Origin of the sequence: Blastopirellula sediminis (genome assembly GCF_020966755.1) — a bacterium.
In the GTDB taxonomy this organism is placed as follows: domain Bacteria; phylum Planctomycetota; class Planctomycetia; order Pirellulales; family Pirellulaceae; genus Blastopirellula; species Blastopirellula sediminis.
Genome location: NZ_JAJKFT010000004.1, coordinates 791,108 through 803,750 on the forward strand (window position 1 = coordinate 791,108; position 12,643 = coordinate 803,750).

Annotated in this window: 10 protein-coding genes; 5 read left to right on the forward strand and 5 right to left on the reverse strand. The window is 59.1% G+C overall.

The features are described 5' to 3' along the window. The first annotated feature begins 28 nt into the window (after nt 1–28). On the forward strand, nt 29–1,288 hold the full coding sequence (locus LOC68_RS06915; RefSeq protein WP_230217100.1) for a hypothetical protein: 1,260 nt from the start codon (nt 29–31) through the stop codon (nt 1,286–1,288). Between the two features lie 48 nt (nt 1,289–1,336). On the opposite strand, the gene LOC68_RS06920 is transcribed toward LOC68_RS06915, so the two are convergent. The 3 genes from LOC68_RS06920 to LOC68_RS06930 all read right to left on the reverse strand — a co-directional run bounded on the left by LOC68_RS06920 (nt 1,337) and on the right by LOC68_RS06930 (nt 5,094). Further along, a complete protein-coding gene (locus LOC68_RS06920) occupies nt 1,337–1,675 on the reverse strand; it encodes a hypothetical protein (RefSeq protein WP_230217102.1) in 339 nt (112 codons plus the stop codon). A gap of 6 nt (nt 1,676–1,681) precedes the next feature. Then, on the reverse strand, nt 1,682–2,029 hold the full coding sequence (locus tag LOC68_RS06925; RefSeq protein ID WP_230217104.1) for a P-II family nitrogen regulator: 348 nt from the start codon (nt 2,027–2,029) through the stop codon (nt 1,682–1,684). A 311-nt stretch (nt 2,030–2,340) separates the two neighbouring features. Beyond that, a complete protein-coding gene (locus LOC68_RS06930) occupies nt 2,341–5,094 on the reverse strand; it encodes a zinc-dependent metalloprotease (RefSeq protein WP_230217106.1) in 2,754 nt (917 codons plus the stop codon). A gap of 291 nt (nt 5,095–5,385) precedes the next feature. On the opposite strand from LOC68_RS06930, the gene LOC68_RS06935 reads away from it, so the two are divergent. Further along, entirely contained in the window at nt 5,386–6,357 is a 972-nt protein-coding gene (locus tag LOC68_RS06935) for a phosphotransferase enzyme family protein (protein WP_230218466.1), read from the forward strand. Nucleotides 6,358–6,544: 187 nt separating this feature from the next. Further along, nucleotides 6,545–9,118 (forward strand): cytochrome c biogenesis protein CcdA, encoded by a 2,574-nt coding sequence (locus LOC68_RS06940; RefSeq protein WP_230217108.1) that lies wholly within the window; start codon nt 6,545–6,547, stop codon nt 9,116–9,118. Between the two features lie 72 nt (nt 9,119–9,190). Here LOC68_RS06940 and hisG read toward each other — a convergent pair whose 3' ends face one another. Together hisG and LOC68_RS06950 are read right to left on the reverse strand one after the other, a co-directional pair. Continuing rightward, nucleotides 9,191–10,042, reverse strand: coding sequence for an ATP phosphoribosyltransferase (gene hisG, locus LOC68_RS06945; RefSeq protein ID WP_230217110.1), 852 nt, complete (start codon nt 10,040–10,042; stop codon nt 9,191–9,193). 35 nt (nt 10,043–10,077) lie between these two features. Beyond that, nucleotides 10,078–10,422 carry a phosphoribosyl-ATP diphosphatase gene (locus LOC68_RS06950; protein ID WP_315858835.1) on the reverse strand — a complete coding sequence of 115 codons (345 nt, stop codon included), beginning with the start codon at nt 10,420–10,422 and terminating at the stop codon, nt 10,078–10,080. 114 nt (nt 10,423–10,536) lie between these two features. Here LOC68_RS06950 and miaA point away from each other — a divergent pair, with 114 nt between their 5' ends. After that, nucleotides 10,537–11,511 carry a tRNA (adenosine(37)-N6)-dimethylallyltransferase MiaA gene (miaA, locus tag LOC68_RS06955; RefSeq protein WP_230217112.1) on the forward strand — a complete coding sequence of 325 codons (975 nt, stop codon included), beginning with the start codon at nt 10,537–10,539 and terminating at the stop codon, nt 11,509–11,511. Between the two features lie 812 nt (nt 11,512–12,323). Next, on the forward strand, nt 12,324–12,638 hold the full coding sequence (locus LOC68_RS06960; RefSeq protein ID WP_230217114.1) for a hypothetical protein: 315 nt from the start codon (nt 12,324–12,326) through the stop codon (nt 12,636–12,638). The last annotated feature ends 5 nt before the right edge of the window (nt 12,639–12,643 follow it).

Consider the following 12,643-nt stretch of genomic DNA (forward strand, 5'->3'; position numbering starts at 1 on the left):
GCACCCCCGACGCGTGAGGAGATCTCGAATGACTGAAGACCGTGACGTGCTCCGTGCTATTTCCTGGCGCGACGTCTTTCCCTGGGTACTGATTTTCCGCACCTTTGGCATTTCGTTCCAACTGCGCATCCTGTTGCTGGCGATCGCCGGAGTAATCCTGGTCGACCTCGGCTGGTGGGGAGCGAGCCAAGTTTTTCTCTCGCCGGAAGAACGTCCGCGCAGCAATGTGATTCATCCTCCGATTGTCGCGAGCCGCTCCGTCGAAAAAGCGGCGGAGGGAAGCCTTGGCACGATCCTGATGCTGGCTGATCCAATCCAGGAAGTTTGGGTGCACGCGACGCGCCCCTATCGCACCTTTTTCTCGGTTCACAATTCGGTTCGGACGACGGCCTACCGGGCGTTTTGCGCGCTCTGGGCGACGGCGGTCTGGTCGATTTTCGGCGGAGCGATCTGCCGTATTGCGGCATTAGCGTTAACTCGCGACGAACGGTGTGGACTGAAAGCGGCGCTCAAGTTCGGGCTCTCCCGATTCTTGTCGTTCTTCACGGCGCCTCTGTTCCCGATGCTGGGCGTGCTGGCGTTTGCGATCCCTTCGATGTTGCTCGGGCTGCTTGCCTATTTCGGCGAAGCCGGACTGTTGATCTCGGGCGTTCTTTACTTCATCGCCGCGATCTTCGGCGTCATGACCGCCGCCCTGTTGATTCCGCTTCTATTCGGCTGGCCGTTGATGTGGGGAGCGATTTCGACCGAAGCTTCCGACGCGTTTGACGCGCTGAGTCGTTCGTACGCCTACGTGACGCAACGCCCGTTGAACTTCGCTTTCTATTCGGCCATTTCGCTTGCCGTGGGAGCTCTTGGGTTGTTCGTCGCATCGGTCGTGGTGATCGTCTCACTCGGCATGACCGACTGGGCGTTCGCCATCGGCGCTGGGGAAGAACGCCTCGCCGAAATTCAGGTCGCCGTCGAAGATTCGCCAATCTTCCGCTACAGTTCGCCCGGCGTCGGCATCCCGGTCTCTGGGCCGGAGCTAACGCAAGGCGCCAAGATCATTCACTTCTGGCGCGGACTGGTCGTACGTATCATCGACGGCTACGTCTACGGCTTCTTCTTCATCTCGGCGACGGCTGTCTATCTGCTGTTGCGATATGACGTCGATCAAGCGGAGCTCGATGAAGTGACCCTGGAAGACGAAGTCCGCTTCCCGCCGCCATCCTTCGGATCGGAGGAAGGGGAGAAATCGGAAGAGCCGGGGAATATCGAAACGACTCCGCCGCCGCCGAGAGACTAAAAGAAAAGCGGAAAGCGGAGAAGATGACGAATCTCTCCGCTTCCTTCCCTACTCGCCGAAGACGACGTTCATTCCGCTGTGGACTTGGCCGTTGCTCATCGTGCGGAAGCCGGCCGATTTGGCGTCGGCGAGACGATCGGTCTGAACGTGCGGGCCATAGGCGATCAGATCAAGCTCCGGCTTTTTCGCCAGGAGTGCGGCGGCCAGATCGGCCAACGGTTCGCTGGTTGAACCGAGGTCAACCACAACGCGATGCGTATCGTCATCGACCGCATCGGCGCACTGCTGCGGCGAACCGACCAGTTGCAAGGTGACGCCGCCCATCCGAGCCGCATGTTGCGCTTTGCTGGGGAAGAGCAGGTCTCGCGTAAAATAGACGATCTTCATGGTTCGTTAGACCGCCGCTGGTCCGCGGGCGACCCCTCCGATTTGAATGGTTTGTTCGACCGGCAGGACGAAGATTTTTCCGTCGCCGATGCATCCCTCTTGCCCTGTCCGGGCGACGTTTTCGATCGTCGTGAGAGCTCGCTCCAGGAAGTCGTCATTGACGACCAGTTCGATGGAAACTTTGCGGAGGAGGTTCGTTTGGTACTCGACGCCGCGAAAAGTGGCCGAGTGACCGCGCTGCCGCCCATATCCTTCGGCGTCAGTGACGGTGAATCGTTCCACCGCAATCTCCTTCAACGCGTCACGCAACGACTCGAGTTTGTTGGGCTGAATTACCGCGATGATCATCTTCATCGAATTCTCTCCTGCGCAGCCGAAGGTGGCGTGATCCTCTAGTGGTTTAGGATAGCGGATCGCCGCGAGGGAAGCGATGGGCGGAAGGGGGAATCGCGTCCGACACTAGCCCGCAGCGCAAGCGAGGGAATGCGGTCGGCTTCTGAGGAAACGCATGGAAATGGCTTTGGGTTGCCGGCATTAACGCTTTCCCTAGACTTGCAGCCGCATTCCCTCGCTTGCGCTGCGGGCTAGTGTGGCGCCTATGCGCACAAAAAAAGCCCTCTCCCGGTTGGGAGAGGGCTTCAGCGTTTCAAGCTTTCCGCCGCGCCTTACGGGCTGGCGAAGATCAGTTGCGAGTCGAGCACCTTGTCGATGCGAGCCTTGGTTTCGACCAGGTGAGCCTGCGAGTAAGGATCGAGTTTCACCTTCTTCTTCAAGGTGGCGTCGATCTTCTTCGACAGGTCGGTCAGCTGAGCGTAGGCGATCGTCTGGCAATCGTCCGGAGCGTAGGTGTCGCCCAGGGCGATGTTCGACAAGCGGCGGAGGTAGTTCCGCTGCAAACCGCGACGGAGGCTGCTGATCGCCGGATCGCTGTTGGTAAACTCGGCGTCACCCTTCTTGATGCCGTCCAATTCGCTGTAAACGACTTTGGTCAGACGATCGATCAACTCGGCGGTGGTCATCGCTTCTTCGTCTTCGCCGACCTTCAGTTCCGAATCGTGCATTCGGGTCAGGGTGCCGGACGAGAGGAGCTGCGACAAGACGCGATCCTGCCACATTTCGATGTAGCTGTGGATCGGGAAGTCAGGACGCGTGCTCGGCGACGATCCCCAGTGATCCCAGTGGGACGGAGCCAACTGGTTGTAGATCGACGGATCAACTTCGTACGGCTTGTCGCTGAAGACTTGCTCTTCGAGCAGTTTGAGCGCGGCTCGTTGCTGTTCGACGTCGACCCCCTTCATCGGAGGCTGAGCGTCTTTGTCTCCCTTGTGGCTACGGCTGATATGGATACCGCCGACGTAACGGGAAACGAAGAACATCGCCTGGCCGTGCGTGCTGAGGAGGACATTGAACGCGCGACGCGCCTTCGAGTAGTCGTCCCCTTCTTTCACGACGCGATTGACCAGGTCGTCCATCGCTTCGTGCACGACTTTGGCCTGACGTTCGGCGAACTTCACCGCGTCGTCGCCGAAGTCGAACCGGTTCGAATCCGGATCGGGGGCGCTGCTGGTGGTGTCTTCGTCGGTCGCGAAGGTCAGACCCGCTTCGCCGCTACGCGACGCCAGCTTGTCGAGTTCCTTCTTTTCGCCTTCGGTGCCGCCCGAGTACGGGGTGTAGCCGTACTGGATGGCCCAGATGTCGTACGGGCCGAGCGTCTGCGGGAAGTAATCCCCTTGCTGCTCACCCTTCGGCGAGATATTGGCGGGAACGTAGTCCATCACGCTCGACACCATGCCGTCGGCTGTGATCTTCGTATCGTTCATTTCTTCCAGCGTGCGGAACTTGCTCGCCTTGAAGTTGTGACGCAGACCGAGCGTGTGCCCGACTTCGTGCATCGTCACTTCCTTCAAGCCTTGCATGAACAGCTTTTCACGAACCGCTTCCCGATCTTCCACGGCGGCGGCGCCTTCGGCGGCGATCAGGTTGGCGAACGCCATCTGGCTGGTCATGCCGCGGCCAAGCATACAGGCCGAGTGCGGCATCCGCGAGCCGGTGGTGTTGCCGGTCAGCTTGTCGATTTCGGCCTGACGTTCCGGCCAACCGCCGGTCAGAGCGGCGATCCCTTGCGGGTTGATGTCTTCAAACGTTTGTTGCCACGAGTTGAGGAACGAAGCGTCGAAGATGATGTCGGCGTCCAGGATTTGCCCGTTGTACGGGTTGGTGCGCGACGGACCCATCGCGAAGCCGGCGTCCGAGGTGATCCAGCGGAACGTGTTGTAGTTCACGTCTTCCGGATCCCACGTGTCGTCGTCTTCCTGTTGGCGAACGCGAACCGCGTCGATGTAGCCGGCTTTCTCGAACGCTTTGTTCCATTCGAGGATGCCGTCGCGGATCGGCTTGCGGTACTTGTAAGGAACGGTGTTTTCCAGGTGGAACAGGATCGGCTCAGCCGGTTCCGACATCTTTTCGCCCGGTTCCGCTTTCTTCAGGTCCCAGCGATTGATGTAGCGAACGAACTGATCGTCTTTCGACTGCGAGAAGTTCTTTACGACCGTCAGGAAGTAACCGACGCGGTCATCAGCCAAGCGGGGCTGATAGCCGGTCGACGGAATCTTGCTGATCGAGTAGTGAATGTCGATCGAAACGCCGCGGCTGTCCGGAACGGTGTCCAGATTCATGCGGCCGCTGGTCGAGTAGGTTGCGGCGACTTCCAGTTCGATGTTCTTGCTGAAACCTTTGACTTCGCTGAAGACCGACTTGCTCGGCGAGAAGGAGGAGCCCGGCAACGCGTCCGAGATCATCGGCAGGTCGCTCATGAAGACCGGGGTGACTTCGATCAGGTCGCCGCCGTTGGGCCCTTTCTTGTCGGCCGGCAGGCTGAACAAGACGCTGTCGCTATAAGCATGCTGCACCGCTTTCGCTTCCGGCTTGCTGCTGTCAGCCTTGAAGCGGACGTTCTTGCGAATGATGTGGACGTTGTCGTCGATCTTGCGGAACTTCCAGACCCAGTCGTCGCCGAAGCCCCAGCTGAATCCGCCGTAGATCGGGTATTGGCCGATACCGCGGCTGATCGAGATCAGCACGATATACTCGCCGCTATAGTGCTGCGGCGAAAGTTCCAGAAACAGGCGATTCCCCTTGTGGTACATGGGGATCAGGCCGTCGACCTTTTTGAAGTCCTTCAGAATGCGGGCATGTTCGGGCATGCTTTCCGAGCTTCCACCACCGCCGCCGCCATCGGAAGAACCGCCGGTGGTCGCCATGACTTTGTCGGCGTTGTCGTTCGCTTTCGCGGTTTCGGCAGGCGCTTCTTTCGTCGTTTCCGCATCATCAGCGAACGCCGACGGCGGGCAAATAACGGACGTCAGCCCAGCGGCAACCAAGACCGCCAGAGTGGACCGCAACAGGGTCGACAGTTTCATTATCAGTTTCTCTTAATGCGGGGGAGCTAGTGTTTTGGGGGCAGACGAAGCGACTGGAGGTAAAGCGAGGAGGCGTGTCCGCCGCATGAGGGTAAGGGTCCTAAAATATACCCCATTTTCTCACATGGGCAGTTTTGGGAAAAGTTTTCCGGCGATCTCGTGACAAAATTTGTGCATAATTCCGCGCAGGGGAATTAGATCACCTAGAGGAATTTTTTCGTTAGCGCCATGTTTGGCAAGCCTGATCAACAGCAGAATGTTGCAAATACCGACCTCGATCTTGCGGCGAAAATGTCGCTTTCGCGGTTTTCCGAAATCGGAAGTCGGCCTTTGCAGATTACGCCGCTCGGATCGGCCGGCGGGTTAAGCGGCGGCGCGATTTGGCGCGTCGAGACCGATGGCCAAAGGTATGCGCTGCGGCTCTGGCCCAGCGAGACGACCGCGTCCCGCTTGAGCTTCGTCCACTCGCTACAACGTCAGTGGCGCGAGGCGAATCTAAAGTTCATTCCCTATCTATTTGCGACAAAGGAGGGGGGATCGTTCACGGATAACTCATTCGGCTACTGGGAATTAGCCGAGTGGATGCCTGGTAGTTCCTTAGATCCAAGTTCAATTTCGCCCCCGCAATTGGATGGTGTAGCGGCTGCGCTGGCCGCGATTCATCACGCAGCAGCCCGACCTGACGCTTCATCCGAGCCGTCTCCAGGGCTCCGCCAACGACTCTCGATGCTCGAGCGATGGCAGACGACCGATTTAGCGCAAGTCCAAGACGAAATCGAGCGATTGAATTGGCCTGACTTCGCGGCGAGGGGGAGCGCGACGTTGCAGATGTTTCCCTATCTTGCTCCCACGATCCGCGACGAACTTCGTTCCATGCTGCAGACTCCGTTACCGCTGCATGCTTGTCTACGTGATATTCATAGAGATCATATTTTTCTGACAGGCGCTTTGGTGACCGGCGTGATCGATTTTGGCGCTGTTCGGATGGAGTCATGCGCCGGCGATTTGGCGCGTCTTTGCGGCTCTTTGTTTGAGGATGACCGCAATCGCTGGGATGATTTTCTGACGCGATATGAGCGTCATCGGCCCCTTTCCGCCGCCGAACGCCGGGCCATCTTCGTGTTCGATCGCTCGTCGGTGCTGCTAACTGGGTTGCAGTGGATCGAGTGGATTGCCGTCGAAAGGCGGAATTTCCCGCAACCCGAAGCGGTTCTGGGCCGTTTAGATATCTCTTTACGCCGCTTGCAGTTTCTATTGAAATAGGGGGGAGCATAACAGCCGCTAGCGTCGTAAGTGTCGTTTGTCTCACTGACTCGCGGTGGCTCAAATGAAACGATAAACGGTAGAATGAAGGCGATCGCACTTCGCTAGTGCGACCGATCCCGCCTGCTGCCGACATTTCACGCTGAATCCTGCATACCCTTTCACTCACTTCGAGTTTCACGATCGCATGACTTCGAAGCTTGTATCGCGACTGTCGAGTATCGTCACGCTGTTGCTGTGGACGGCCCTCGTTTCGCTCCCTCTTAACTCCAGCGTTCATGCGCAAGGCTTTGATCCGTTCGCCGGACTGGAAGGTCTCGACAACGGTTTCGCCAGCAATGATCCGAACCTGAAGGTGACCGGCAAGTTCGTCGTCGATCCGGCCAAGCATTTCGGTCTGATCGAAGTGACCGCCGCCGTCGACGATGGTTGGTACCTCTACTCGATCACGCAAAAGCCGGGCGGTCCGTTGCCGTCGAAGCTGACGCTCACGCCGAATGAGGCGGTCCTGACGATCGGCAAGTTCGCCACCGATCAAAAGCCGAAGATCGTGCCGCCGGACGACATTATGCCGGTGCCGCAAGAGAAGCATTATCACTCGGTCACCTGGAAGGCGCCGTTCGCGTACGCCGACGGGGTTGATCCGCAGTCGCTCGTTCTCGACCTGCAATACTCGGGACAGACTTGCTCCGATTCGGGTACGTGCGTTCCGCAACGTGCAAAACTGACGGCGGCCTACGCCGGCGAAGCGGCGATTGACGTGCCGGCCGATTTCGGCAAAGGGGCGACTCCGGCTCCAGCGCCGACGACCACGATGGCGGCCTACAAGATCACCGGCAAGGTCGGCGACTACGAAACGCCGGGTGGGCATTCGATCATCTCTGGTTTCATTTCGCCGACGACCGTCCAGCCTGGCGACACCGTTCGCGTGACGCTGATCGTGAACGTCACCGACGACTATCACGTCTACGCGTACGACACCGAAGATCCGCTGATCTACAAGCCGACGATCATGGGGCTCGGCAAAGAGACCCCGTGGAAGATGACCGCGCCGACGACCGAGAACCCGGTCGTCGTCAAAGAGCTGATCCCCGGCGAAGCTCCGCTGAAGTATCACGTTGGCAACACGACCTGGACGTTCGACGTTCTCGTTCCGAAAGACGCGCCCCCCGGCGACTATCCAATCGTCGGCTACATCGGCTATCAAACCTGCACCGAAGCGACCTGCGATCGTCCGCACGGCGTGAAGTTCGAGGCGCTCGCGAAAGTCGGCGCTGCGACCGACGCCGGCAAGACGCCGTTGGCGTTTAGCGAAGCGCCTTACAACGCCGCGGCGGAAGCTGCCGCCGGCGGTGAGATCGTTTCGGTCGTGTCGTCGCCGCAAGCGCCCACCCGCGAAGGCGCCGTTGGCGGTTCTGGACGATGGCAAGTCGTGAACTCCGAAAAGATCACCAGCATCTACATGGCGATGTTTTTGGCCCTCGTCGGCGGCGGGCTGCTGAACTTCATGCCGTGCGTGCTGCCGGTCGTCGGGCTGAAGATCATGGCCTTTGCTCACCAAGGGGGCGAACATCGGGCTCGCGTCCTTGGCTTGAACGTCGTCTATACGCTTGGCTTGCTCTCGGTCTTCTGGGCTTTGGCCATGTTGGCGATCGGGGCGCATGTCCTTGGTCAATCGGCTGGCGGAGACGCGACGGCGCAAGGTTGGGGATCGCAATTCGGTAATCCTTGGTTCTCGATTCCGCTGCTGAGCCTGGTCTTTGTGATGGCGCTCAGCTTTCTGGGCGTTTGGGAATTGCAGATTCCTGGTTTCGTCGGCGGCTCGACCGCGGGCGAGTTGACCTCGCGCGAAGGGTACAGCGGCGCCTTCTTCAAAGGGATCTTCACCACGCTCTTGGCGACTCCTTGTAGCGGACCATTCCTGGGGCCAGTGTTTGGTTTCACCTTGGCGAGTGAGCCGTACGTCACCTTCCTGGTGTTTACCTGCATCGGGCTTGGTATGGCTTCCCCTTATTTGGTCATCGCCGCTTTCCCGTCGATGATTCGCTTCCTGCCGAAGCCAGGCGCCTGGATGGAAACGTTCAAGAACCTGATGGGCTTCGTGCTGTTGGGAACGGTCGTCTACATGTTGACCATCGTCGAAAAGGACCTGATGTTGCCGACCTTGGCGCTACTCGTCTTTTTAGGCGTCGGTTGTTGGCTGCTGGGACTGACTCCGCCGGGCTCGGAATTCGGCACGTCGATGAAGTACTGGGGAGCTGCACTCGCGATCGCGGTGTTCGGCGCTTACGGTTCGTTCTATCTGCTGGTGAAGGGAGAAACGAAGATCGCCTGGCAGTACGTCGCCGAGTCGGAGTTCGCCACGATCGAAGACGATCTGTTGTCGCTGCAAAAGTCGGGTCAGACGGTGATGGTCGACTTCACCGCCACGTGGTGCCCGAACTGCAAGTACAACTTCGCGTCGGCGATCGATACGCAGGAAGTCGCTGCGGTCGTCTCGCAGAACAACATCGTGCCGAAGATCATTGACTACACGAACGAAGATCCGCCGCTCAAGGCGCTCTTGAACGGATTGGGTTACAACTCGATTCCGATGTTCGCCGTCTTTCCGGCCAATCGTCCCGGCGAAGTCTATGTGCTGAGCGACGTGATCACCAAGCAGGACGTGATCAACGTCCTGAACGACGCCGGGCCGTCGAGCGCCTCGGCTGCGGTCACCGGAAATACGACGACGGCGAAAACCGCGATGGTGGCTCACTAGCCGCCCAAACGTTGATTAGATTCCAAAAAGCGAGTCGCCTTCAGAGCGGCTCGCTTCTTTTATGCGCTTTGTTTACAAGCGGCAGTTGGCGATCTGCGTTTCCAGAATCGCCGACGCGCCGATCACTTCCAACCGTTCCATCGCCGGAATCACTTCCTTGCGGCGAACCATCACCCGGACGGCGCACCAATCGGGATCTTCCAGGGCGTTGACCGTCGGCGAGTTGAAGCCCGGCGTAATCGCTTCCGCTTCGGCCAACTTCACGCGGGGGATGTTGTATTCGAGCAGCGAGTAGCTCCGCGCGATCACGACCCCTTCCAACCGGCGGACGACCCGATTGGCCATCTCTTCGTGACGTGGGTTGTGGTTCTGAATCAGGATCGTTTCGTAGCGGCCGATCTCGTCCAAGATTCGCAAGCGGTTGGCGGCCAGCGTGCTGCCGGTCTCGACCAGGTCGACGATCGCGTCGGCGACGCCGAGCGAGATCATCACTTCGACGCTGCCTGACAACGTCACCATATGAGCCTTCGCCCCATGTTCGGCCAGGTACTTCTCGGTAACGTGCGGAAAGCTGGTCGCGATCCGAGCGCCATCCAGGTCGGCGGCGGCGTGAATTCCGCTATCTTCCGGCACGCAAACGGCCAGGCGGCAATTGCCGACGCCCAGCGCCAAGCGTTCGACGACGTCGACTCCGGCTTCGGCGACCAGGTCGCTGCCGGTGATTCCCATGTCGATCGCCCCTTCGGCGCAGAGCACCGGGATGTCGTCGGTCCGCAGGAAAGTGACTTCGACCGGAGCGTCTTTGACCAGGGCGAACAAGCTGCGATCCTGGCGACGGAAGCTGAGCCCGGCGTCTTTCAAAAGGTCAGTGGCCAGTTCAGCCAGACGTCCTTTGCTGGGGACGCCGATGCGGAGGTTTTCCATGGGACGAATCAATCAATGGTGGCGGTCAGCCGCGGTTAGTTATCAGTCTTGCGCGACGCTTTTTCGTCGATGCCCGAGACGCCGAATCGTCGGGCCAATTCTTGCTCGACTTCGGCGAGCGTAATCTCTTTGTGGCACAACAGGACGAAGAGGTGATAAATCAAATCGCCTGCTTCGTAGATCAAGTGAGCTTTCCCTTCATCCCCAGGTTCGCCGGCCGCTTCGACCGTCTCGGCCGCTTCTTCCATGATTTTGCCGCCGATTTTTTCGACTCCGCCGGTAAACAGCTTGGTCGTATACGATTTTTCGGGCGGATTGGCCTTACGGTCCTCGATCACCGCCATCAATTGAGCGAGAATGTGGGATTCGTTGGGCGCCACGGCGACTTCACTACTAGGGAGGGGAACGGGTCGGCAAAGGACCTATTCTAGCTCGGAAGGGCCCTTTGCGAAATTGCCGCCGCCGCCGCGCTACCCGCGAACCGCCGAATCTTCTTGAAATTTACGCTGTTACCCCCGCTGATGAACGCTTCCGAAGAGGTCGATTTTCTCGATTGTTGGTTTCTGACCGGTCCTACGGCCGGCGGAAAATCGGCGATCGGCCTGCAATTGGCCCGGCAAATCGACGCCGAAATCCTCTCCCTCGACTCGATGGCCCTCTTTCGCGGCATGGATATCGGGACCGCCAAACCGAGCCCCGCCGAACAGGCCCAGGTACCCCATCACCTGATCGACGTCCTCGATCCGACCGAAGACTCGAGCGTCGCTAACTACCTGGAACTGGCCGCCGCCGCCGTCCGCGACATCCGCGGCCGCGGCAAGCAGGCCCTCTTCGTCGGCGGCACGCCTCTTTATTTAAAGGGGCTCCTCCGCGGGCTCACTTCCGGTCCGGCTCCGGATCCGGAGTTCCGCCGGATGGTCGAAGAGGAAGTCGCCGCCGTTGGCGCCGAAGCGCTCCATCGCCGTCTCAAGCAAGTCGATCCGCTCTCCGCCGCGCGGATCAATCCGAATGACGTCCGCCGGATGATCCGGGCGCTCGAAGTCTACAAGTCGACCGGTCAGCCGATCAGTCATTTGCAAAACGACTTTGACGAAGGTCGCGACGCCGATGACTGCCGCGTCTTCGCCCTCGACTGGCCGCGGGCCGAACTGCATGACCGGATCAACCGCCGCGTCGATCAAATGTTCGCCGCCGGACTGGTCGCCGAAGTCGAAAAATTGATGCACTGGGGCGCTCCACTCAGCGACACCGCCCTTCAGGCAGTCGGCTATCGCGAAGTGATCGATCACCTCGAAGGCAAATGCTCGCTCGCCGCAGCGACCGAAAAGGTGAAGACTCGCACGCGCCAATTCGCCAAACGCCAATGCACGTGGTTCCGCAGTCTGAGCGAATGCCGCATTGTGCCTCTGACCGGCGAACTGGACGTTCATCAAATTGCCAACGAAATCGCCAACGCCGGAACGGCGTAAATGACGAATGTCGAAGGAGCGGATGACGAAATCGTGGACTGGACCGCTCACCGATTTTTTTCTCTCCGGGTGGCCCGACCAGTCTTCTGAGACTGGTTGGGTCGCGTAGCGACAAGATGCAGCGCCATCCGGATCGCCACGCATCAACCAAGTTCAATGCTATGGACCGCTGACGCCTCTTTTTTTGCATCGCGAATCGGCCGACAGAAGCGTCGCCATTCATTCGCGCCCGCACCAACAGTGGACTCGACCACAACTTTTTTTTGATTCGACTTCCCCAGTCGCCCCGAACGGCAATTTGGGTAAGTCGTAGTCCCGTTCGAACCGCCGGACTGGACCGCTGACGCGTTTTTATTCTGGTGGAATCGGACTGGACCGCCGAAATTCATTTGTATCCGAACCAGCAGTGGACTGGACTGAAACGTTTTTTCTTGGGGCCTGCGCCAAACGAGCTCCTCGCGATTCATTCGCGCCCGTACCAACAGTGGACTGGACCGCGCATTTTTTTTCCGGGTAGGGTGCGTCTGGACGCACCGAGAACCTGCGCCGCATCGCTGGTTTCGCTCCTCGCGTGGCAACGCAACTCTGCGCGGTGCAATTGCGTTACCACGCGACGCTGGTTCAACGTCATTCGGCACTTCCTGGTGCGTCCAGACGCACCCTACGACGGACCACCCTGCACTCGACCACGATTGCGTGCGCTTTGTCAATAGACAAAGATGGCCTCGAATGGGCGTCCTCGAATGAGCAACGACGCGTCGCCGATTTGAACCTGTTTGCGACGATGAAGTAGCCAGAGCCGAGCCAGAAGTATGGGAAATGCGAAGATCGATCTGGAGCAAGTAAGGGGGCGCTATGGCCAGTGGCTGGAAAGCGTCGACCGTTCCTTCAACCGTCATCGGGCCAGCTTCGTAAACGCGATGGATTGGATCGAGCCGGAGTCGGTTGTAAACGCTGACAACATGCTGAAATCGTGGAGCCGCCCGGCCGCCAGTCGTCCAAGTGCGTACCGATATTTAATTGAGCTCTCGAAAGCGGGCGTACTCTTGAAGCGGTCAGACGACGGAGCGTTGGAATACGCTGTGAAAGAGGACTTCTTTGGCGAGACCGACAGTTCTGGCGCGTAGGTCTG